The organism is Streptomyces tuirus (assembly GCF_014701095.1).
GTDB classification, from domain to species: Bacteria; Actinomycetota; Actinomycetes; order Streptomycetales; family Streptomycetaceae; genus Streptomyces; species Streptomyces tuirus.
The window spans coordinates 6,428,863-6,450,206 of the sequence record NZ_AP023439.1 but is presented as its reverse complement, the minus strand read 5'-3'; the positions used below and the strand labels follow the sequence as shown (position 1 = coordinate 6,450,206).

The 21,344-nt window shown below is 70.7% G+C and carries 16 protein-coding genes and 1 tRNA gene; 5 read left to right on the top strand and 12 right to left on the bottom strand.

The window, feature by feature from the left end:
- The 3 genes from IGS69_RS29300 to IGS69_RS29290 form a co-directional block, all read right to left on the bottom strand.
- Complete coding sequence (locus tag IGS69_RS29300) at nt 1-393, bottom strand: roadblock/LC7 domain-containing protein (RefSeq protein WP_003994205.1); 393 nt, start codon at nt 391-393, stop codon at nt 1-3.
- A 77-nt stretch (nt 394-470) separates the two neighbouring features.
- Complete coding sequence (locus IGS69_RS29295; RefSeq protein ID WP_232543672.1) at nt 471-1,928, bottom strand: sensor histidine kinase; 1,458 nt, start codon at nt 1,926-1,928, stop codon at nt 471-473.
- Between the two features lie 456 nt (nt 1,929-2,384).
- A tRNA-Leu gene (locus IGS69_RS29290) sits at nt 2,385-2,469 on the bottom strand.
- A gap of 142 nt (nt 2,470-2,611) precedes the next feature.
- Between IGS69_RS29290 and IGS69_RS29285 the strand changes: the two genes are divergently transcribed.
- Entirely contained in the window at nt 2,612-3,943 is a 1,332-nt protein-coding gene (locus tag IGS69_RS29285; RefSeq protein ID WP_190903471.1) for a DUF2254 domain-containing protein, read from the top strand.
- 155 nt (nt 3,944-4,098) lie between these two features.
- On the opposite strand, the gene IGS69_RS29280 is transcribed toward IGS69_RS29285, so the two are convergent.
- The 3 genes from IGS69_RS29280 to sucC form a co-directional block, all read right to left on the bottom strand.
- Nucleotides 4,099-5,640, bottom strand: a complete 1,542-nt coding sequence (locus IGS69_RS29280; protein WP_190903470.1) for an aldehyde dehydrogenase family protein — start codon at nt 5,638-5,640, stop codon at nt 4,099-4,101.
- 136 nt (nt 5,641-5,776) lie between these two features.
- A complete protein-coding gene (gene sucD / locus IGS69_RS29275) occupies nt 5,777-6,658 on the bottom strand; it encodes a succinate--CoA ligase subunit alpha (protein WP_190903469.1) in 882 nt (293 codons plus the stop codon).
- A gap of 14 nt (nt 6,659-6,672) precedes the next feature.
- Nucleotides 6,673-7,803 carry an ADP-forming succinate--CoA ligase subunit beta gene (gene sucC, locus IGS69_RS29270; RefSeq protein WP_190903468.1) on the bottom strand — a complete coding sequence of 377 codons (1,131 nt, stop codon included), beginning with the start codon at nt 7,801-7,803 and terminating at the stop codon, nt 6,673-6,675.
- Between the two features lie 143 nt (nt 7,804-7,946).
- Between sucC and IGS69_RS29265 the strand changes: the two genes are divergently transcribed.
- The 4 genes from IGS69_RS29265 (at nt 7,947) to IGS69_RS29250 (ending at nt 14,539) form a co-directional block, all read left to right on the top strand.
- A complete protein-coding gene (locus IGS69_RS29265) occupies nt 7,947-9,629 on the top strand; it encodes a thiamine pyrophosphate-binding protein (protein ID WP_190903467.1) in 1,683 nt (560 codons plus the stop codon).
- A gap of 9 nt (nt 9,630-9,638) precedes the next feature.
- Entirely contained in the window at nt 9,639-10,880 is a 1,242-nt protein-coding gene (gene frc / locus IGS69_RS29260; RefSeq protein ID WP_190903466.1) for a formyl-CoA transferase, read from the top strand.
- Nucleotides 10,881-10,884: 4 nt separating this feature from the next.
- Nucleotides 10,885-13,029 carry an acetate--CoA ligase family protein gene (locus IGS69_RS29255; RefSeq protein ID WP_190903465.1) on the top strand — a complete coding sequence of 715 codons (2,145 nt, stop codon included), beginning with the start codon at nt 10,885-10,887 and terminating at the stop codon, nt 13,027-13,029.
- A gap of 121 nt (nt 13,030-13,150) precedes the next feature.
- Nucleotides 13,151-14,539 (top strand): OFA family MFS transporter, encoded by a 1,389-nt coding sequence (locus IGS69_RS29250; protein ID WP_190903464.1) that lies wholly within the window; start codon nt 13,151-13,153, stop codon nt 14,537-14,539.
- Between the two features lie 102 nt (nt 14,540-14,641).
- On the opposite strand, the gene IGS69_RS29245 is transcribed toward IGS69_RS29250, so the two are convergent.
- From IGS69_RS29245 to IGS69_RS29220, 6 genes are all read right to left on the bottom strand, one after another.
- Entirely contained in the window at nt 14,642-15,712 is a 1,071-nt protein-coding gene (locus IGS69_RS29245) for a sugar phosphate isomerase/epimerase family protein (protein WP_190903463.1), read from the bottom strand.
- An 81-nt stretch (nt 15,713-15,793) separates the two neighbouring features.
- Complete coding sequence (locus IGS69_RS29240; RefSeq protein ID WP_232543671.1) at nt 15,794-17,212, bottom strand: nucleotide pyrophosphatase/phosphodiesterase family protein; 1,419 nt, start codon at nt 17,210-17,212, stop codon at nt 15,794-15,796.
- A complete protein-coding gene (eboE, locus tag IGS69_RS29235; protein WP_190903462.1) occupies nt 17,209-18,378 on the bottom strand; it encodes a metabolite traffic protein EboE in 1,170 nt (389 codons plus the stop codon). The genes IGS69_RS29240 and eboE overlap by 4 nt, the downstream gene beginning before the upstream one ends.
- A gap of 3 nt (nt 18,379-18,381) precedes the next feature.
- Nucleotides 18,382-19,293 carry a TatD family hydrolase gene (locus IGS69_RS29230; RefSeq protein ID WP_190903461.1) on the bottom strand — a complete coding sequence of 304 codons (912 nt, stop codon included), beginning with the start codon at nt 19,291-19,293 and terminating at the stop codon, nt 18,382-18,384.
- Complete coding sequence (locus IGS69_RS29225) at nt 19,293-20,162, bottom strand: EboA domain-containing protein (RefSeq protein WP_232543811.1); 870 nt, start codon at nt 20,160-20,162, stop codon at nt 19,293-19,295. Before IGS69_RS29225 ends, IGS69_RS29230 begins: the two co-directional genes overlap by 1 nt.
- A 41-nt stretch (nt 20,163-20,203) precedes the next feature.
- On the bottom strand, nt 20,204-21,145 hold the full coding sequence (locus IGS69_RS29220) for a sugar phosphate isomerase/epimerase family protein (RefSeq protein WP_190904689.1): 942 nt from the start codon (nt 21,143-21,145) through the stop codon (nt 20,204-20,206).
- Nucleotides 21,146-21,344: the final 199 nt, after the last annotated feature.

Genomic DNA, 21,344 nt, shown 5'->3' with positions numbered 1-21,344 from the left:
TTACCCCACCACGTGCCGCGGCGGCGTGGCCAGGTGCGGGCGCACGCTCTTCACCATCATGCCCATCTCGTAGCCCAGCACCGCCGCGTCCGCCTCGCGTCCGGCCAGCACCGCCAGCACCGCGCCGTGCCCGGCGGACGAGACGAACAGCATCGAGGTGCTGAGCTCCGTCACTATCTGCCGCACGTCGCCGCCGTCGTCGAAGCGCCGGCCCGCGCTGCGCGCCAGTGAGTACAGCCCACTGGCGAGCGCGGCCAACTGGTCTGCGGCGTCCACGTCGAGCCCCTCCGCTGCCTTCACCAGTCCGTCCGAGGACAGCAACAAGGCGCTTCGGGTGTGCGGCACCCGGTTCACCAGACCTGTCAACAGCCAGGAAAGGTCTTCGCTCGCCACGATCGTGTACTCCTCTTTCGGCAGAAGGAAATGGCTTGGTGGACGGGGCCCCGGGCCTTCAGCGTGGCCTTCGGGTGTCAGGGCGTCTCCGTTTCCTCGGCCCTGCGCAGTCCGGTCTGGAACGCGGCCATGAGGCCCGGGTCGTGTGCGACGTCCTCGGAAGAACTACCGGCGCTGGGGACCGGGTGCGGCTGTTCGGCGGCCTGGTCCCGGCGTCGCCGAGGCAGCTGCGGACGGTCCTCCTCGCCGTCGGAGGGCATCGGGGCGGGCTGCGGTTCGGGATCGGACACGGGCGGATCCGCGACGACGGTCGTCCCTGTCGTCGGCGGGTCCGTCGCATCGGGTTCCGCTGGGTCTTGCGGCACCGCGTCAGGGGTCGCGACATTGGAGTGCTCCAGCGCGGGAGCTGCCGGCTGCGGGCCGAGCAGTCCCGTGGGCAACACCATGACGGCCTGGGTGCCGCCGTACACGTTGCTCTGCAACTGCACGGCGATGTCGTGCCGCTGGGCCAGGACCGAGACCACGTACAGGCCGATCCGGCCGTCCTGCAGCAGCTCGCCGAGGGCGACCTTGTCGGGTGCACCCAGCACCGTGTTCATTTGGGTGCGCTCGGCTGCCGACATGCCCAGGCCCCGGTCTTCGACCTCAATCGCCACCCCGGCGGCGACGGGTTCGACCCGCACGTGCACGGTCGTCTGGGGCGGCGAGAAGACCGTCGCGTTCTCCAGCAGTTCGGCCAGCAAGTGGACGACGTCGACCACGGCGTGGCCGCTCACCGTTCCCTCGATGGGTGGGACCAGCTTGACCCGGGCGTACTGGTCGATCTCGGCGACGGCGGAACGCAGCACGTCGGTCAGGCCGACCGGACGCGTCCACTGGCGGTGGGTGTTCGCGCCGCCGAGCACGGCCAGGTTCTCGGCGTAGCGGCGGATCCGGGTGGACAGATGGTCCACCCGGAACAGCCCCTTGAGCAGGTCGGGGTCCTCGACCTCGTTCTCCAGGCTGTCCAGCAGTCCTATCTCTCGGTGCACCAGTGACTCGAGCCGGCGCGCCAGGTTGGCGAACACCTCGAACTGCTCCAGCTTGGCACTGTGTTCCGGCCCGAGCGCGTCGGCGGCGGTCTCCAGCAGGGCTGCCTCCGCCTCGTGCCGGGCGGCAGCGATCTCGAATCCGAGTCGGGAGAGTTGGTCCGGGCCGGTCTGCGGGGGCAGTTCCGGCCGGCGCCGCACAGGGGGCTCCCCGGCCTTCAGCCGACGGAACAGCGACTGCAGTTCGGCTCTGCCCTCGGCCGTGGTACGGATCAGCTCGGCCAGCTCGGCACGGTCCCCGTCGGCCCCACGGGACAGCTCCGTCCAGTGCTTGGTGACTGCTCGTGCCTCCGCCGAAGCCCTTGCACCCGCGATTCCGGCCGCCATGGCGCCAATGAGGACCACGCTGCCGGACATCGCCACCTGGTCCGCCCGGTCCAGGTGGCCATCACTGACCAGCGCGGTGGCTACCGCACCGGCCACGGCGACCACGCTCGGTGGCAGCACCGACCACAGCATCTGACGCCGCCTCAAGGATCCGGCTCGCGACTCGGCCGTCACACGGGCGGTCACCGGCGCTACCGACCGGTCGTCCGGTGGCGTAAAAGGATCGGGCATGACAGTCCCTGGACAGTGCGATGATCAAGTTGAACGCGCACGTTACCCCGCACCAGAGCTTCGGTGTCAGCCTCTGGCACGCACAGTGATCGAACCGTTGCCCTTATTTTCACACCACGGGCACCGACCCCGGTCCGGCCGCCCGGCCGGCTTCCCTCAGTGCGTCTTCTGATCCACCGCGGGTGCGACCGCTTCCGACCGATCAGGTCGAGCCTCCGCCACGCAAGCCTCACCCTTCATCGAGCCGAACACGAGGCCCCAGAAACGACGAAATACCGGCGAGTCACATGACTCGACCGGTAATTCGTGAACGCTTCGGGACGGTCTCGTAAACGTCCCTGCAAGTGTCCGAGGGGGGACTTGAACCCCCACGCCCGATAAAGGGCACTAGCACCTCAAGCTAGCGCGTCTGCCATTCCGCCACCCGGACCAGGTGTCTGCCGCCGTGCCAGGGGTGTTCCCCGCGGCGACACGGACAACCATACCAAGCTTTCGGAGTGCCTTTCACCTGCGTTTCCGTCCACCTGGCGGGGGTCCGGGACCTCACGGTCCGATGCCTCTAGGGTCGCACCATGAGTGACTGGATGGTTACGCAGAGCTCCTCGGCGGGCCGTCGTCCGCGTGCGCTGTCACCGCTCAGGGAGCATCTGCGGGACACGTTCTGGTTCGCCCCCACCGCGGCGATGGTGAGCGTCTTCGTGGTCTGGGTCGGGGCGGAGGCGCTCGACACCGCCATCGTCGATGCGCTCCAGCGGGAGAAGGACTACGAGACGCTCGACGAGCTCCTGCGGTTCGCGGAGGACGCGAAGGCCGTGGTGAGCGCGGTCGGGTCGGCGATGATGACCTTCATCGGTGTGGTCTTCAGCATCTCGCTGGTGGCCGTGCAGATGGCGAGCGGGCAGTTCACCCCGCGCGTGGTGCGGCTCTTCGTCCGGAGCCGGATCACCAAGGCGACCTTCTCGGTGTTCCTGGCGACCTTCGTGCTGACCTTGCTGGTCCTGACGAGCTTCGACACCGTCGACGACCCCCGTGCCGTCACGACGGTGCCTCTGGTGCAGTCGGTCCTCACGCTCTGCATGGTCGGGCTGAGCCTGCTGCTCTTCGTGCTGTACGTGAACGCCACCCTGCGGCTGATGCGGATCAGCCATGTGATCGCGCGGATCGCCTCGGAGTCGTTCCGGGTGCCCGCCTCGATGCCCGTGCCGGTGAGTGGCCAGGAGGCTCCCGCCCATGGCACGGAGACCGCGTGGGTGCCGCACGACGGCCGGGCGGGAGTGCTGCGGGACGTGCACATCGCGCGGCTGGTGCGGGTGGCGCGCAAACACGGGGTCGTATTGCGGCTGATCCCGCGGATCGGGGACTTCGTGGTGCCCGGCATGCCCGTGCTGGCCGTGCACGACGGGCCTGTCCCACCGCGCCGGGCGCTGCGCTATGCGATCTCGGTGGGAGTGGAGCGGACCTACCATCAGGATCTCGGCTTCGGGCTGCGGCAGTTGTCCGACATCGCGCTGCGGGCCCTGTCCCCCGCGATCAACGATCCGACGACGGCCGTCCAGGCGCTGGACCGTGTCGTCCAGTTCCTGGCCGCGCTGAGCCGGCGTCCGCTGGACGCCGCCCTGCACCGGGACCGGGCCGGTGCGGTGCGGCTGGTGCAGCCCGTGCCGGGCTGGACCGAGCTGGTGGATCTCGGGTTCACCGAGGTACGGGGATGCGCCGTCGGCAGTCCGCAGGTCTCCCGGCGCATGATGGCCGGTCTCGACGACCTGCTCCTGCTGGCACCGCCGGAACGCCGCGAGCCGCTGCTGCGCCACCGCGAACTGCTCCGGCAGGCCGTGGCCCTGGCCGCACAGAGCGCATCGGACCGCGACTTCGCCCTCCGCCCGGACCGGCAGGGCATCGGCTGAACGTGAACGACGGACGGGGGAGCGGGCACTGAACGACGGACCGGGGCGGCGGGTCGCGCCACGACGGACCGGAGCACGTCCTGCCGCTACGGCGTCCGGCGCCGGCCCCCTCATCGCGAACCCCGTAGGGACCGGCGCCGGACGCGCCCGGTGGGTCAGGGCAGCAGCTGGTACTCCGGGAAGTTGCCCGGCAGCCGCTCCCCCTTCGGTCCTCGTGTCACCGCGCGCACGAGGAGGTCGCCGCCGACGAACGCGCCGCGCCAGGAGGCGCCGAGCCCGCCGAACAGCTCGTCGCGGTCGCCGCGGGAGCGGGGCGCGCCGTGGCCGACCTTGAACGCGCGGATCTGCGGGGCGAGCCGGTCGTACGTGGCCCGGTCGTCCGTGGAGAGCGTCGCGACCAGCGCGCCGTTGGAGGCGTTCATCGCGGCCAGCAGCTCGGCCTCCGTGTCGACCAGGACGATCGTGTCGACCGGGCCGAACGGCTCCGCGTGGTGCAGCGGGGAGGACGAGGGCGGGTTGAGGAGCGTGACCGGCTGGACGTAGGCGGAGGTGTCCTGGCCGGGCAGGAAGCGCGCGGCGTCGGGCGTGGCGCGGTGCAGCGGTACGGCGCCGCGCTCGATCGCCTCGGCGACCTGGTCCTGCAGCTCCTTCGCCTTGGCCGCGTTGATCACCGGCCCGAAGTCCAGCTGCGGGTACGGGTCGTCGGGCTGCTCCACGGCGAGCGGATGCCCGACCCTGAGCGTGCGCACGGCCGGGAGGTACGCCGCCAGGAACGCGTCGAACAGGTGCCGCTGGACGACGAAACGCGGGTACGCCGTGCAGCGCTGCTTGCCGTAGTCGAAGAGCTTGGGGATCACCGCGGTGAGTGTGTCCCAGTCCGAGTAGTTCCAGATGCCCCAGGTGTTGAGTCCTTCCTGTTCGAGGACGTGTCGTTTGCCGAGGTCGGCGACGGCCGTGGCGACGGCGGCTCCGGTGTCGCGGCCGCCGACGAAGGAGACGCAGCCGATCTCGGGCGAGCGCACGAGCGCTTGCGACAGCTCGCCTCCGCTGCCGCTGACGAGGGTGACGGGAATTCCCTCGCGGGCGGCGAGGGCACAGGCCAGGGTCAGACAGGCGACGCCGCCGTCGGTCGGGGTCTTGGCGATGACCGCGTTGCCTGCCAGTGCCTGGACCAGCAATGCGTGAACGAGCACGCTCATCGGATAGTTCCAGCTGGCGATGTTGGACACCGGACCGTCCAGCGGGGAGCGGCCGGCGAGCATCGGTTCGACGCCGTCGACGTACCAGCGGACCCCGTCGATGGCCCGGTCGACGTCCGCCTGGGCGAGCCGCCAGGGTTTGCCGATCTCCCAGACGAGCAGCAGCGCGAGCAGGCCGCGGTGTTCGGTGAGGGCGTCGAGGGTGGCCGCGACCCGGGCCCGGCGCTCCTCCAGAGGGAGGTGACGCCAGGCGCGGTGCTGGTCGAGGGCGGCGCACACGGCCCGGTGGGCGGTGGTTCCGTCCAGGCGGGGCGGGCCGGCGATCGGGCTGCCGTCGACGGGGCTGACGGCGGGCAGGGCACGGCCGTCCTCCTGCCAGGCGCCGTTCCAGAGGTTGAGGACTCGGTCGTCGCGGAAGGCCTCGGGGGCGACGGCGAGGCAGCGCCGCCAGGCGTCGGTCCAGGACGTGCCGGTCTTGAGGGTGAGGGTGGGTGCCATGGGGTTGCTCCGCTCTCGGTGCACAGTCGGGGGCGGGGACTGGGGTGGGGACTGAGGCGTGGGACGGTCCGCTGATCGACCGGAGAACCGGTGCGGTGGGCCGGCAGTCGGCCAGGGACTCGGCGTGGGTGGCCCGCTATCGGCCTTCGAGACGCGCGAGCACCAGTTTCGCCGTCTCGGTCGGTGTGCTGCCCACGCTCACCCCGACCGCCTCCAGGGCTTCCTTCTTGGCGGCGGCCGTGCCGGAGGAGCCGGACACGATCGCGCCCGCGTGCCCCATGGTCTTGCCCTCGGGTGCGGTGAACCCGGCGATGTAGCCGACGACCGGCTTGGTGACGTGCTCGCGGATGTACGCCGCCGCGCGTTCCTCCGCGTCGCCGCCGATCTCCCCGATGAGGACGATCAGTTCGGTGTCGGGGTCGTCCTGGAAAGCGGCGAGGCAGTCGATGTGCGTGGTGCCGACGACGGGGTCGCCGCCGATGCCGACGCAGGTGGAGAAGCCGATGTCGCGCAGCTCGTACATGAGCTGGTAGGTCAGCGTGCCCGACTTGGAGACCAGGCCGATGCGGCCCGGCTTGGTGATGTCGGCCGGGATGATGCCCGCGTTGGACTGGCCCGGGGTGATGAGGCCCGGGCAGTTGGGGCCCACGATGCGGGTGCCCTTGTCCTTGGCGTACGCGGTGAAGGCGACGGAGTCGTGGACGGGGATGCCCTCGGTGATGACGACGGCGAGGCCGATGCCGGCGTCGGCGGCTTCGAGGACGGCCGCCTTGGCGAAGGCGGGCGGCACGAAGACGACGGTGACGTCGGCTCCGGTGGCGCGCATCCCGTCGGCGACGGAGCCGAAGACGGGCACGGCCCGGTCGTCGAAGTCGACCGTGCGGCCGGGCTTGCGCGGGTTGACGCCGCCGACGACGTTCGTGCCGGCCGCGAGCATCCGCCGCGTGTGCTTCATGCCCTCGCCACCGGTCATGCCCTGGACGAGGACCTTGCTCTCCTTGGTGAGGTAGATGGCCATGGCGTTCCCTCTCCTCAGGCCGTGGTGGCGAGTTCGGCGGCACGGGCGGCGGCGCCGTCCATGGTGGTGACCTGCTGGACCAGCGGGTGCGCGTGCTCGTCGAGGACGGCCCGGCCCCGGGTCGCGTTGTTGCCGTCGAGGCGCACGACGAGCGGTTTGGTCAACCGGACGGTCTCCAGGGCCCGCACGATGCCGTCGGCGACCGCGTCGCAGGCGGTGATGCCGCCGAAGACGTTGACGAAGACGGACTTCACGGCCGGGTCGGAGAGGATGACCGACAGTCCGTCCGCCATGACCTGGGCGCTCGCTCCACCGCCGATGTCGAGGAAGTTGGCGGGTCGCGCACCGCATCCCGCGACCACGTCGAGCGTCGACATGACGAGCCCCGCGCCGTTGCCGATGATGCCGACTTCGCCGTCCAGCTTGACGTAGTTGAGGCCCTTGGCGGCGGCGGCCGCTTCGAGCGGGTCGTCGTGCTCGGCGTCGTCCGCACCCCAGCGCGCCTGCCGGAAGCGGGCGTTGTCGTCGAGGGTGACCTTGCCGTCGAGAGCCAGGACGCGGCCCTCCTTCGTGCGGACGAGCGGGTTGACCTCGACGAGGACGGCGTCCTCGCGGACCAGGACCTCCCACAGGCGCACGAGGACGTCGACGGTCTGTGGTGGCAGCCCGGCCGCGTCGGCGATCTCGGTGGCCCTGGCCGAGGTCACGCCCTCGGCCGGGTCGACGGGGATGCGCGCGACCGCCTCCGGCCTGGTGGCGGCGACCTCCTCGATCTCCATGCCGCCCTCGGCCGAGGCGATCGCGAGGAAGCGGCCGGCCGCACGGTCGAGCACGTAGGAGACGTAGAACTCGTTCTCGATGTCCACGGGTTGGGCCAGCATGACCTTGCCGACCGTGTGGCCCTTGATGTCCATGCCGAGGATCTGGCGTGCGGTCAGCTCTGCCGCGGCCGGGTCGGCGGCCAGTTTCACACCGCCGGCCTTGCCGCGCCCACCGGTCTTCACCTGGGCTTTCACCACGACCCGGCCACCGAGCCGGCGTGCGATCTCACGCGCTTCCTCGGGCGAGTCGGTCACTTTGGCCCGTGGCACCAAGATGCCGTGTTCTTCGAAGAGTTCCCTTGCCTGGTGTTCGTACAGGTCCATTTCCGGCTCCTGACTGAAAGTGCCGCACGCCCCCTGGACACCACCCACCGGATGCGGGATAACAAGCTTCATACAGTATTCGTCGACTGTATGCAATGTACCGCGAGCCGCTCCAACCCCCTACGAAGGGACAGGACTTCGCCATGCCCGACGACACCCAGGACTTGATTTCCGGTGGTCATCTCGTAGCCAAGGCGCTGAAGGCCGAGGGGGTCGACCGCATCTACACCCTGTGCGGCGGCCACATCATCGACATCTACGACGGCTGCGTCGACGAGGGCATCGAGGTCGTCGACGTACGCCACGAGCAGGTCGCCGCCCACGCCGCCGACGGTTACGCCCGCATCACCGGCAAGCCCGGCTGCGCGGTGGTCACCGCGGGCCCGGGGACGACCGATGCCGTCACCGGTGTGGCCAACGCCTTCCGCGCCGAGTCCCCGATGCTGCTGATCGGCGGTCAGGGGGCCCTCACCCAGCACAAGATGGGGTCCCTCCAGGACCTGCCGCACGTCGACATGATGAACCCCATCACCAAGTTCGCGGCGACCGTGCCCGACACGGCGCGCGCTGCGGACATGGTGTCCATGGCGTTCCGCGAGTGCTTCCACGGCGCGCCCGGCCCCTCCTTCCTGGAGATCCCGCGCGATGTGCTGGACGCCAAGGTGCCCGCGTCCAAGGCGCGCGTGCCGCAGGAGGGCGCCTACCGCGCCTCGACCCGCTCGGCCGGCGACCCCGAGGCGATCGAGAAGCTCGCCGACCTGCTGGTGCACGCCGAGAAGCCGGCCATCCTGCTCGGCAGCCAGGTCTGGACGACCCGGGGCACCGAGTCGGCCATCGAGCTCGTCAGGACCCTCAACATCCCCGCCTACATGAACGGCGCGGGACGCGGCACCCTCCCGCCCGGCGATCCGCACCACTTCCAGCTCTCACGCCGGTACGCCTTCTCAGGCGCCGACGTCATCGTCATCGTCGGGACCCCCTTCGACTTCCGCATGGGCTACGGCAAGCGGCTGTCCCCCGACGCGACCGTCGTGCAGATCGATCTCGACTACCGCACCGTAGGCAAGAACCGCGACATCGACCTCGGCATCGTGGGCGACGCCGGGCTGGTGCTGAAGTCCGTGACCGAGGCCGTTTCCGGGCGCATCAACGGCGGTGCGTCCAAGCGCAAGGAGTGGCTGGACGAACTGCGGGCAGCCGAGCAGACCGCTCTGGAGAAGCGGCTGCCGAACCTGAGGTCCGACGCCTCGCCCATCCACCCCTACCGCCTGGTCAGCGAGATCAACGACTTCCTCACCGAGGACTCCATCTACATCGGCGACGGCGGCGACATCGTCACCTTCTCCGGGCAGGTCGTGCAGCCCAAGTCGCCCGGGCACTGGATGGACCCCGGCCCCCTCGGCACGCTCGGCGTCGGCGTCCCCTTCGTGCTCGCGGCCAAGCAGGCGCGGCCCGACAAGGAGGTCGTCGCGCTCTTCGGCGACGGCGCGTTCTCCCTGACCGGCTGGGACTTCGAGACCCTCGTCCGCTACGACCTCCCGTTCGTCGGCATCGTCGGCAACAACTCCTCCATGAACCAGATCCGCTACGGCCAGGCCGCCAAGTACGGCAAGGAACGCGAGCGGATCGGCAACACCCTCGGCGACGTCCGCTACGACGAGTTCGCCCGGATGCTGGGCGGCCACGGCGAGGAGGTCCGCGACCCCGCCGACATCGGCCCGGCCCTGCGGCGCGCCCGCGAGTCCGGCAAGCCGTCGCTGATCAACGTCTGGGTGGACCCGGACGCGTACGCCCCCGGAACCATGAACCAGACCATGTACAAGTGAGGTGCCCCGATGACTTCTCCGTCCACCAAGGCCCTCGAAGGCATCCGCGTCCTGGACATGACTCACGTCCAGTCCGGGCCGTCGGCGACCCAGCTGCTCGCCTGGCTCGGCGCGGACGTCGTCAAGCTGGAGGCTCCGGCCGGCGACATCACGCGCAAGCAGCTGCGTGACCTCCCGGACGTCGACTCCCTCTACTTCACGATGCTCAACTGCAACAAGCGGAGCATCACCCTCAACACCAAGACCGAGCGCGGCAAGGAGATCCTCACCGAGCTGATCCGGCGCTCCGACGTCATGGTCGAGAACTTCGGCCCGGGCGCGGTGGACCGGATGGGCTTCACCTGGGACCGCATCCAGGAGATCAATCCACGGATCGTCTATGCCTCCATCAAGGGGTTCGGCGAGGGCCCGTACACCAACTTCAAGGCGTACGAGGTCGTCGCGCAGGCCATGGGCGGGTCGATGTCGACCACCGGCTTCGAGGACGGACCGCCGCTGGCGACGGGGGCCCAGATCGGGGACTCGGGGACGGGTGTGCACGCCGTGGCGGGCATCCTCGCCGCGCTCTACCAACGGGAGCGCACCGGGCGCGGGCAGCGGGTCAACGTGGCCATGCAGCACGCCGTACTCAACCTGTGCCGGGTGAAGCTGCGGGATCAGCAGCGTCTGGCACACGGGCCGCTCGCTGAATATCCCAACGACGACTTCGGCGACGAGGTTCCCAGGTCCGGAAACGCGTCCGGCGGCGGCCAGCCCGGCTGGGCGGTCAAGTGCGCGCCGGGCGGCCCGAACGACTACGTGTACGTCATCGTGCAGCCCGTCGGCTGGCAGCCGCTCAGCGAGCTGATCGGCCGGCCCGAGCTGGCCGCCGACCCCGAGTGGGCGACGCCCGAGGCGCGGCTGCCCAAGCTGGGCAAGATGTTCCAGCTGATCGAGGAGTGGTCCTCGACGCTGCCCAAGTGGGAGGTGCTGGAGCGGCTCAACGCGCACAACATCCCGTGCGGGCCGATCCTGTCCACCCGGGAGATCATCGAGGACCGTTCGCTGGTCGCCAACGAGATGGTCGTCACCGTCCCGCACCCCGAGCGCGGCGAGTTCGTGACCGTGGGCAGCCCGCTCAAGCTGTCCGACTCCCCCGTCGACGTCACCAGTTCGCCCCTGCTCGGCGAACACAACGAAGAGGTCTACGTCGGCGAACTCGGCCTCGGTGACGAGGAAGTGCGCCTGCTCAAGTCGAACGGAGTGATCTGACGTGATGGCGGAAGACCGGGTCCTGCGGGTGCGGTCCCTCCTGCAGTCCGTGCGGGCCGAGGGACGGACCGCGCTGACCGCGCCCGAGGGCAAGGTGATCGCCGACGCGTACGGGATCGCCGTACCGGGCGAGGAGCTGGCGAGGGACGTCGACGAGGCCGTGGCGTTCGCGGCACGCTTCGGCGGGCCCGTCGTGATGAAGATCGTCTCGCCGGACATCCTGCACAAGACCGACGCCGGCGGAGTGATCGTCGGGGTCGAGGGCGCGACCGACGTACGGGCCGCGTTCCACACGATCATCGACAACGCGCGTGCCTACGACGCCGATGCCCGCATCTCGGGCGTGCAGGTGCAGGAGCTGCTGCCGCAGGGGCAGGAGGTCATCGTCGGCGCGGTCACGGACCCGACGTTCGGGAAAGTTGTCGCCTTCGGGCTCGGCGGGGTCCTCGTCGAGGTCCTGAAGGACGTCACCTTCCGGCTCGCACCGGTGGACGCCGACGAGGCGCTGTCGATGCTGGACTCGATCCGGTCGGCGGAGATCCTGCGCGGGGTGCGCGGCCGGGAGGGCGTGGACCGGTGGGCCGTCGCCGAGCAGATCCGCCGGGTGTCGCAACTCGTCGCGGACTTCCCCGAGATCGCCGAGGTGGACCTCAACCCGGTGATCGCCACGGCCGAGGGGGCCGTCGCGGCCGACATCCGGGTGATCCTCGCCGAGTCGCAGCCCGCGCCGCGCCGGAAGTACTCACGCGACGAGATCCTCGCGTCGATGAGCCGGCTGATGCAGCCGAACTCGGTCGCGGTGATCGGCGCCTCCAACGAGCAGGGCAAGATCGGCAATTCGGTGATGCGCAACCTTATCGACGGGGGTTTCGCCGGGGACATCCATCCGGTGAATCCCAAGGCCGATGACATTCTGGGCCGCAAGGCGTACAAGAGTGTCACGGACGTTCCCGGTGAGGTGGATGTGGCGGTCTTCGCGATCCCCGCCAAGTTCGTGGCCTCGGCCCTGGAGGAGGTGGGACGCAAGAAGATCCCGAACGCCGTGCTGATCCCCTCCGGTTTCGCGGAGACCGGCGAGCACGAACTCCAGGCGGAGATCGTGGAGATCGCCGAGCGGCACGGTGTGCGGCTGCTGGGGCCGAACATCTACGGCTACTACTCGACCTGGCAGGACCTGTGCGCCACGTTCTGCACGCCGTACGACGTCAAGGGCGGGGTGGCGCTGACCTCGCAGTCGGGCGGCATCGGGATGGCCATCCTGGGCTTCGCCCGCACCACCAAGACGGGTGTGTCGGCGATCGTCGGTCTCGGCAACAAGTCGGACCTGGACGAGGACGACCTGCTGACCTGGTTCGGCGAGGATCCGCGCACCGACTGCATCGCGATGCACCTGGAGGACCTCAAGGACGGCCGCGCCTTCGTGGAGGCCGCCCGGGCGACCGTGCCGAAGAAGCCGGTGGTCGTGCTGAAGGCCGGGCGGACGGCGGCGGGTGCCAAGGCGGCCGGTTCGCACACCGGCGCCCTGGCCGGTGACGACGCCGTGTACGACGACATCCTGCGGCAGGCCGGGGTGATCCGGGCGCCGGGCCTGAACGACATGCTGGAGTACGCGCGCGCGTTGCCGGTGCTGCCCGCTCCCCAGGGCGACAACGTCGTGATCATCACCGGGGCCGGAGGCAGTGGCGTACTGCTCTCCGACGCGGTGACGGACAACGGCCTGTCGCTGATGGAGATCCCGCCGGATCTGGACGAGGCGTTCCGGAAGTTCATCCCGCCCTTCGGGGCCGCGGGCAACCCGGTGGACATCACCGGGGGCGAGCCAGCGTCGACGTACGAGGCGACGATCCGGCTGGGACTGGAGGATCCGCGCATCCACGCACTGGTCCTCGGCTACTGGCACACCATCGTCACTCCTCCCATGGTCTTCGCGGAGCTCACCGCGCGCGTGGTGGCCGAGTTCCGGGAGCGCGGGATCGAGAAGCCCGTCGTGGCGTCGCTCGCGGGTGACGTGGAGGTCGAGGAGGCCTGCCAGTACCTCTTCGAGCGCGGGGTCGTGGCGTACCCGTACACGACCGAGAAGCCGGTGGCCGTGCTCGGCGCGAAGTACCGCTGGGCGCGGGAGGCGGGGCGGCTGGGGGGCGGTACATGAGGTGAGTGAGCGGGGGCCGGCCGACGGTGCGCGTCGGCCGGCCCCGGGACCCGCACGCGCACGAAAGGCATGGGACAGGGGGCGCTGGCCAGATCTTTCGACGCAAGGGGTGCGACACGACATGACAACGACCGATCTGCCCACAACGGTTCCCTACCGGGAGGTCACCGACGCGAACGGTCGCGTCTACCGCCTCGGTGAGACCGACATCGACATCATGGGGCGCAAGCGCAAGTGGATGGTGATCCTTCCCTGGATCGGCATGATGGGCATCTCCTCCGCCGAGTACGCGTTCGCGTCCGCCGAGGACACCCTGCACACGGCGCACAGCTGGAACAGCATGCACATCTTCTGGATGATGACCGTCTGGGTCTTCTTCCAGGCCGCTATCGCCTTCCCCGCGGGCAAGCTGCGTGAGAGCGGGAGACTGCCGGCCCGCTGGGCCATGATGCTGGGCGCGACGGGCACTTTGATGGGCTACCTGTCCCTCGCCTTCGCACCGCATGTGGTCTTCGCCTACATAGGCTTCAGCATGTTCAGCGGCATGGGCGCGGGCATGGTCTACGCGACCTGCGTCAACATGGTCGGCAAGTGGTATCCGGAGCGCAAGGGCGGCAAGACCGGTTTCGTCAACGGCGGTTTCGCCTACGGCTCGGTGCCCTTCGTCTTCCTGTTCAACGGCTACATGGACCTGACCAACTTCCGCTGGGTGCTGGTCTCGGTGGGTGTGCTCCTGGCCGGGATGGTCGCGTTCTCCGGCTACTTCTTCAAGGACCCGCCGAAGAACTGGTGGCCCTCGACGATCGACCCGCTGAACCCGCCGGACGACCCGCGTGCGGCGCGTTCGCTGCGGATGAACCCGCCGGCGGTGCGCCAGTACTCCCCCAAGGAGGCGTGGAAGACCGGCCGGGTCGCCCTGATGTGGTTCTGCCTGGCCTGCACGTCCGGCGTGAACATCTTCGGTATCGCCTTCCAGGTGGACATCGGCGAGGAGGCCGGATTCGCCGGCGGGATCGTGGCCACGGCCATGTCCCTGAAGGCGGTCGTCAACGGCACCGGCCGCGGTGTCATCGGCTGGCTCTCCGACCTGTACGGCCGCAAGCGGTGCCTGCTCGTGGTCTGTCTCATCCTGGGCCTCGCCCAGTACGGCATCCTCTGGTCGGCCGAGAGCAAACACCTCACGCTGTTCCTGGTGTTCTCCGCGATCTCCGGCTTCGGCGGCGGCGCGATCTTCCCGATGTTCGCCGCCCTCACCGCCGACTACTTCGGTGAGAACAACAACGCGTCCAACTACGGCATGGTCTACAGCGCCAAGCTCGTCTCCGGCCTGGGCGCCGGCATGGGTGCCGTGGTCGTCGGTGCCTGGGGGCACTCCGGTGCCTTCATCCTGGCCGGCTCCATCTCCCTCTTCGCCGGCTGCGTGGCGCTGTTCCTCACCCCGCCGGGACGCGACAAGGAAACGCGCCGCATCTCCCCCAACCCCCAACCGCTCGGCGAGGACACAGCCTGACATTTCGGCGTGGGCTGTCCGCGTTCCTGTTCATCCATGAGGAGGCCCCTCCCGGTCCGGGAGGGGCCTCCTCATGTCCGTACGCCGGTCAGCACACCCCCGTCAGCACTTCTCCCTCAGGGAGTGCAGGTGCGCGCTGGAGCGGCGGGCGAACGTCAGGGACTCGGCCGGGTTGTCGTGCTCGGCCTGCCAGTGGTGGGACAGGCGGTGGCCCCGCAGCCGGGTCACGGCGGAGATGAACCGCTGGTAGTCGATGTCGCCGTCGCCGACGTCGGTCATGTTGTAGCCGTACGGGTTCGACGGGTCGCTCTCGCCGTCCTTCACGTGGAAGAGCGGATAGCGGTCCGGCTGCCGCAGGACGTAGTTCAGCGGCTCGAACGGCGCGGGCGTGCCGTCGGGCCGCTTGGAGAAGCGGAACTGGCCGACGTACGCCCAGTAGATGTCCATCTCCAGGTGGACCAGGTCGGGGTCGGTCTCCTTGAGCAGGATGTCGTAGAGGCGGACCTTGGGATTGTCGGTGGCGAAGGAGAACTCCTCCGAGTGGTTGTGCTGGTAGAACTTCATGCCGCGGGCCCGCGCCGCCGCGCCGTAGGTGTTGAAGTCCTCGGCGGCGCGCTTCCAGGCGTCGACGGTCGAGCCGTAGCGGAACGGGCCGGAGGCCGTGCCGATGTGCTTGAGACCGAGGGCCTGGGCGTCGTCGAGGACCTTGGTGAGGTTCTGGGCGAAGGTGTAGGCGTTCGGGTCGTTCGAGTAGTAGCCGACGTGGCTGCCGATCGGGTTCAGGCCGTGGTTGCGGGCCAGCCGCTTGAGCTGGGCGAGCGTGATGGGGCCGGCGGAGCCCTGGGTGTATCCGGCGAACTCGACCTCGTCGTAGCCGTACCGCTCCAGTTCGGCGAAGACGGGGCCGAAGCCGAGCGTGGAGACCTTGTCGCGCAGGCTGTAGAGCTGGATGCCGAGGCGGCCGGGCGGCAGGACGGGGCGGCCGCGGCCCTTGGCTCCGGACGCGGTGGTGGGCGTGGCGTTGCCTGCGGCGGTGGTGGTGCCGGTGGCGGCGTTCGCCGGGGCGGCGGCACCGAGCAGGGCGGCGGCGGTGGCGCCGGCGGCCACGCCGAGCATGCCTCGTCTGCTGAGGCGGTGGCCGAGTTCGGGGTCGGGCTGGGAGAAGCGGCTCATGCGTGGAACTCCTCGTGATCGCGGGGCGTTGTCAGTGGTGAGTGCTTCACTTGTGACCAGTCGGTACTGAGGGCTGTGGCCTCAGGCCAGACCGGCGAGTCGGAGCAGCAGTGACTTCACATCGGTGGCCGCGACGCGGTCGCCGACAGCATGGGGGGTGGAGCAGATGAGGAGCGGACCGTCGTCGTCGCTCTGCGGAAGGCGGCCGTGGCTGCCGCGAATAGGTGAGGGGTCCAGGGGCACGACCGCCATGCGGTAGCGCATGCCGAGCTTCTTGCGCGCCAGTGCGGTGGCCGCCTTGACCTTGACGTACGGGTCGAGGGGATCCATGAAGAGTTCGACCGGGTCGTAGCCGGGTTTGCGGTGGATCTCGACCAGCTGCGCGAAGTCGGGCGCGCGGTCGTCGTCGAGCCAGTAGTAGTACGTGAACCAGGCGTCGGGTTCCGCCACGGCGACGAGCTCGCCCGCGCGCGGATGGTCGAGGTGGTGGGTCTTCTTGCCCTCGTCGTCCAGGAGTTGGGCGATGCCGGGCAGGCCGTCGAGTGCGGCCCGGGTGGCGTCGAGGTCTTCGGGGCGGCGCACGTAGACATGGGCGATCTGGTGGTCGGCGACCGCGAAGGCACGGGACGCCATCGGGTCGAGGTACTCCATGCCGTCCTGCGTGTGCACCTCCAGCAGACCGGCGCGGCGCAGGGCGCGGTTGATGTCGACGTGCCGGTTGACGCGGGTGATGCCGTACTCGGACAGGGCGACGACGGTACGGCCCTCGGCGCGGGCGTCGTCCAGCAGCGGGGCCATGGCGGCGTCCAGATCGGCGGCCGCCTTCAGGGAGCGCGGGTCGTCGGGGCCGAAGCGCTGCAGGTCGTAGTCGAGATGAGGGAGGTAGCACAGCGTCAGGTCGGGGTGCCGGGTGCGGATGATGTGGCGGGTCGCGTCGATGATCCACCGGCTGGAGACGAGGTCGGCTCCGGGACCCCAGAAGTGGAACAGGGGGAACGTGCCGAGTTTGTCGGTGAGTTCGTCGTGCAGTGCGGCCGGCCGGGTGTAGCAGTCGGGCTCCTTGCGGCCGTCGGCGTAGTAGACCGGACGGGGGGTGACGGTGATGTCGGTGTCGGCGCCCATGGCGTACCACCAGCAGATGTTCGCGACGGTGTAGCCGGGGTGGGCGCGGCGGGCGGCGTCCCAGATCTTGTCGCCGGCCACGAGCCCGTTGTGCTGGCGCCACAGCAGGACGTCGCCGAGTTCGCGGAAGTACCAGCCGTTGCCGACGATTCCGTGCTCCGAGGGCATGGTGCCGGTGAGGAACGTGGACTGGGCGGCGCAGGTGACGGCGGGCAGGACGGTGCCGAGCGGGGCGCGGGAGCCGGACTGGCCGAGCGCCTTGAGGTGGGGCATGTGGTCGAGGAGACGGGGGGTGAGGCCTACGACGTCGAGGACGAGGAGCGGGGTGGGGCGGGTCGTCGCGGCCGGGCCGGGCTGCTCCAGGGGGCCGGTGCTCACGGCAGCTCCTTCAGGCCGAGGTCGGTCAGCAGGTCGCGGGCGAGGGTGAGTTCGGCGGCGATGCCCTCGGCGAGCTGGCTGCGGCCCTTGGGGCGCAGCTCGGGTGGGAGGGCCTGCCAGGTGTAGGTCTCGACCTCCAGGTGGCGGGTGAGCGGGACCGGGCCGCCGACGAGCCGGGTGAGTGCGGGTTTCAGAACCGGGAGGGTGGAGGTGAGGGGCGCGGCGGGGGCCGCGTGCAGGGGGACGTGGAAGTGGGAGCGCCAGGGTGAGGCGTCGGGCAGGGCGTGTCCGGCGAGGGCCTCGTCGAGGTCGTCGGTGGCGCGCAGGCCGGCGGCGGTGGCGGTGCGGGTCTGGTGCAGGAAGCGGGGTTCGGCGAAGGCGGCGAGGGCCTCGCGTACCTCGGGGAGATGGGGGTGTTCGGCGTGCAGGGCGGCGGAGAGCTGGGATTTGACGACGGGGACGCCGGCTGCGGTGAGGGCGTCCAAAGCGGTGTGCGGATCTTCGAAGGAGGTGGCGAGATGGCAGGTGTCGACGCAGATGCCGATGCGGTCGTGGCCGATCGCGGTGAGCGGGGCGATGGCGTCGCGGGTCGTCTCGACGACGCAGCCGGGTTCCGGCTCCAGGCCGACGCGGATGGAGCGGCCGGTCAGCTCCTCGAGGGCGTCGAGGCGTTCGGCGAGGGTGCGCAGCGCGGTGCGGGCGGTCTGCGCGCGCTCGTCGTCGTACGCGGTGCGCCAGGCGAGGGGCAGGGTGGAGATGGTCCCGTCGGTGACGTCGTCGGGGAGGAGCCCGGCGAGGACGCGGGCCAGGGCGGTGGTGTGGTCGAGGCGTTCCGGGTCGGCCCAGTCCGGCTTGTAGACGCGGTACTTGACCTCCTCGGCGCCGAAGCCCTCATAGGGGAAGCCGTTGAGGGTGACGACCTCGAGGCCGCGCCGGTCGAGTTCGGTGCGCAGGCCGCGCAGCGCGGCGGGGTCCGTGACGAGGGCGTGGGCGGCGTCCTTGGCGAGCCACAGTCCAATGCCGAGCCGGTCGCGGCCGAGGCGGCGGCGGACGGGTTCACAGTGGTCGCGGAGCTGGGCCAGAACACCGTCGAGTGTCTCGGCGGGGTGGGCGTTGGTGCAGTAGGCGAGGTGGACGGTGGAGCCGTCGGGGTGGCGGAAGCGCATGGTTCACGCCTCCGCGGCGGGGACGGGAGCCGGCGTGCCCGGGCCGGGGTCCGGCTCGAGCGGATCCTTGGGGGCCCCGCGGAGGACGGAGTTGCCCTCGTGGGTGGCCTCCGTGCCGGTGACCTCGAGGTTCAGGCGGCCGCTGAGCCCGTAGAAGGCGACGGGGTTGCGCCACAGCACCTGGTCGACGTCGTCCTCGTCGAAGCCCTCGGCCAGCATCAGGTCGCCGACCTTGCGGGTCTTGAGGGGGTCGCTCTTTCCCCAGTCGGCGGCGGAGTTCACCAGGACCTGCTCGGTGCCGTAGGCGCGCAGGAGCGCGACCATGCGTTCCTCGTCCATCTTGGTGTCGGGATAGACGGAGAAGCCCAGCCAGCAGCCGCTGTCCCTGGCCTCCTTGACGGTGGTCTCGTTGAGGTGGTCGACCAGGACCCGGTCCGGAGCCAGTGCGGACTCCCGCACGACGTCGAGGGTGCGGCGCAGCCCGGCGAGTTTGTCGCGGTGCGGCGTGTGCACGAGGGCGGGCAGGCCGTGGTCGGCGGCGAGCTGGAGCTGCGCGGCGAGTGCCGTGTCCTCGGCCGGGGTCATGGAGTCGTAGCCGATCTCCCCCACCGCCACGACGTTGTCCTTGACGAGATACCGGGGCAGCTCGTCGAGAACGGGCAGGCAGCGGGGGTCGTTCGCCTCTTTGGGGTTGAGGGCGATCGTGCAGTGGTGGGCGATGCCGTACTGGGCGGCGCGGAAGGGCTCCCAGCCGAGGAGGGCGTCGAAGTAGTCGCGGAAGGAGGCGGGCGAGGTGCGCGGCTGGCCGAGCCAGAAGGACGGCTCGACGACGGCGCGGACACCGGCGGCGTACATGGCCTCGTAGTCGTCGGTCGTCCGGGACGTCATGTGGATGTGGGGGTCGAAGATGCGCATCAGGACTCCTTGCCGTGGGGGTGGTCCGTGACAGGGGCCGGGGTGACGGACTCGGTCAGGTCCAGGACGCGGTGCAGGTCCTCGGGGACGGTGCGGCCGGCGGCGGTGCGTTCCGCGGCGTAGTCGGCCAGCATCCGGGCGAGTTCGCCGTCGCCGGCGGCGCGCCGGGGCAGATCCGCCACGTGGTCGACCGGGACGCCGGTGAACAGGCACTTCAGCACGGCGTGCCGCCAGGCGTGGGCGGTCAGGTGCCGTGCGGTGTAGGGGCCGACGGCGGCGCTGAGAAGCCGGGTGTCGTTGGTGCGCAGGGCGTCCTCGATCAGCGGGAGCGCGCCCGGTCCGGAGACGAGGTGGGGCAGGGCGTGCAGCACGGCCCGGCGTTCGTCGGCGGTGCCCTGGAAGTACACCCGGGTCAGGGCGTCGATGCCGGCTTGGGCCGCGTCCAGGATGAGGACACGTGCGGCGTCGGCGTGCGCGGCACCGCAGCGCCGACCGGCTTCGGCGAGACGCAGCTCCCACACGGAGATGGGCCCGTGGATGCCGGGGTGGGCGGCGGCCTCGTCGAGGACGTGGTCGAGCCAGATGCGGGCGGCCGGGTCGAGGTGGGTGGTGAGGTGGTGACGGAGGTCGGCGAGCGAGGGGGTGGGAGCGGTGTCCTGGGTGGGGTGGCGGGTGCGGGTGAGGGCGTCGCCGCGCGGGGTCTGGGTGCTCCGGTCGGTGGCGCGCGGGTCTGTGCCCCTGTCGGTGGCGCTCCGGTCGGGGGCGCTCGGGTTGGTGGTGCCCCTGTCGGTGGCGCTCCGGTCGGGGGTGCTCCCGTCGGTGCTTCGATCCGTGTCCTCGAGGCCCGGCGCTGCCTCGGTGCTCTGGATGTTGTTCTCGGTTCTCGCCGCTGGTGTGGCGCGGGGACGGGTCATCTGGTGCTGCTCCCCTCAGGGGTGGCGGAGGGAGCGCCGTGGGGTGGCGCGGCCTGCTGGAGGGCCGGAGCGGTGGCAGGCGGCAAGGTGGCCGCGGTCCGCTCGGCGTGGCGGAGGAACGGGAGGGAGTGCGCGGCGAAGTGCGGGCCGGCGTGGGAGTGGCGAGGCAGTTCGACGACGGTCAGGCCCTGGTAGCCGGTGGCGGCGAGGGCCACCAGGACCGGCGGGAAGTCGATCTCCCCGTCTCCGAAGGGGAGGTGCTCGTGGACACCGCGCCGCATGTCCTCGATCTGGACGTGCCGCAGCCAGGGCGCGGCGGCGCGCACGCAGTCGGCGGGAGAAAGGGGTTCGAGGCACTGGCAGTGGCCGATGTCCAGGGTGAGGCCGAGGGGTTCGGGGTCGCCGAGGGCCCTGCGGAGGTGATGGAAGTCGGCCAGGGTGGCGAGGAGGTGGCCGGGCTCGGGCTCGACGGCGAGCGGGATGCCCGCGGAGGCGGCGACGTCCAGGACGGGAGTCAGGGTCTCGGCGAGGCGTTTCCACGCGGTGTCCGTGTCGGTGCCCTCCGGGACGACACCGCTGAAGCAGTGCACCGCGTGGGCGCCGAGGTCGGCGGCGACCCGGACGGCCCGGACGAGGAGGTCGGCGCGGCGGGCCCGGTCGTCCGGGTCCGGGTCCAGCAGGGACGGGCCGTGCTTGCGGCGGGGGTCGAGGACGTAGCGGGCGCCCGTCTCGAGGGTGACGCCCAGCCCGAGCGCGTCCAGCCGGTGCGCGACCCGGCGGGTACGGGCGGCGAGGTCGGGGGCGAGCGGGTCGAGGTGCATGTGGTCGAGGGTCAGTCCGACGCCGTCGTAGCCGAGGTCGGCGAGGAGGCCGAGGGCGTCGTCGAGCCGGAGGTCGGCGAGACCGTTGGTGCCGTAGCCGAAGCGCAGGGGAGGCAGAGCAGCGGGAGGGGCGCCGGTGGTGTGCGGCGAGGCGGCGGCCTGGGCGACCGCGCCGGGCGAGGCGGCCGAGGCCCGGGTGTCCGGGGCACCTGACGCCCCGCCACGGCCTTCGGAGGCCGCGCGGGATTCAGAGGCCCGGGACTCGGAGGCCCGGGACTCGGAGGCCGGGCGGGATTCGGAGGCCCGGGACTCGCAG

What these genes read in the sequence shown, in the direction of transcription:
- IGS69_RS29265 (WP_190903467.1), top strand. Translation starts at nt 7,947, where the DNA reads ATGCCCGACGACACCCAGGACTTGATTTCCGGTGGTCATCTCGTAGCC.
- IGS69_RS29285 (WP_190903471.1), top strand. Translation starts at nt 2,612, where the DNA reads ATGAGTGACTGGATGGTTACGCAGAGCTCCTCGGCGGGCCGTCGTCCG.
- IGS69_RS29280 (WP_190903470.1), bottom strand. Translation starts at nt 5,640, where the DNA reads ATGGCACCCACCCTCACCCTCAAGACCGGCACGTCCTGGACCGACGCC.
- sucC (WP_190903468.1), bottom strand. Translation starts at nt 7,803, where the DNA reads ATGGACCTGTACGAACACCAGGCAAGGGAACTCTTCGAAGAACACGGC.
- IGS69_RS29230 (WP_190903461.1), bottom strand. Translation starts at nt 19,293, where the DNA reads ATGCGCATCTTCGACCCCCACATCCACATGACGTCCCGGACGACCGAC.
- IGS69_RS29250 (WP_190903464.1), top strand. Translation starts at nt 13,151, where the DNA reads ATGACAACGACCGATCTGCCCACAACGGTTCCCTACCGGGAGGTCACC.
- IGS69_RS29255 (WP_190903465.1), top strand. Translation starts at nt 10,885, where the DNA reads ATGGCGGAAGACCGGGTCCTGCGGGTGCGGTCCCTCCTGCAGTCCGTG.
- sucD (WP_190903469.1), bottom strand. Translation starts at nt 6,658, where the DNA reads ATGGCCATCTACCTCACCAAGGAGAGCAAGGTCCTCGTCCAGGGCATG.
- eboE (WP_190903462.1), bottom strand. Translation starts at nt 18,378, where the DNA reads ATGCGCTTCCGCCACCCCGACGGCTCCACCGTCCACCTCGCCTACTGC.
- frc (WP_190903466.1), top strand. Translation starts at nt 9,639, where the DNA reads ATGACTTCTCCGTCCACCAAGGCCCTCGAAGGCATCCGCGTCCTGGAC.
- IGS69_RS29245 (WP_190903463.1), bottom strand. Translation starts at nt 15,712, where the DNA reads ATGAGCCGCTTCTCCCAGCCCGACCCCGAACTCGGCCACCGCCTCAGC.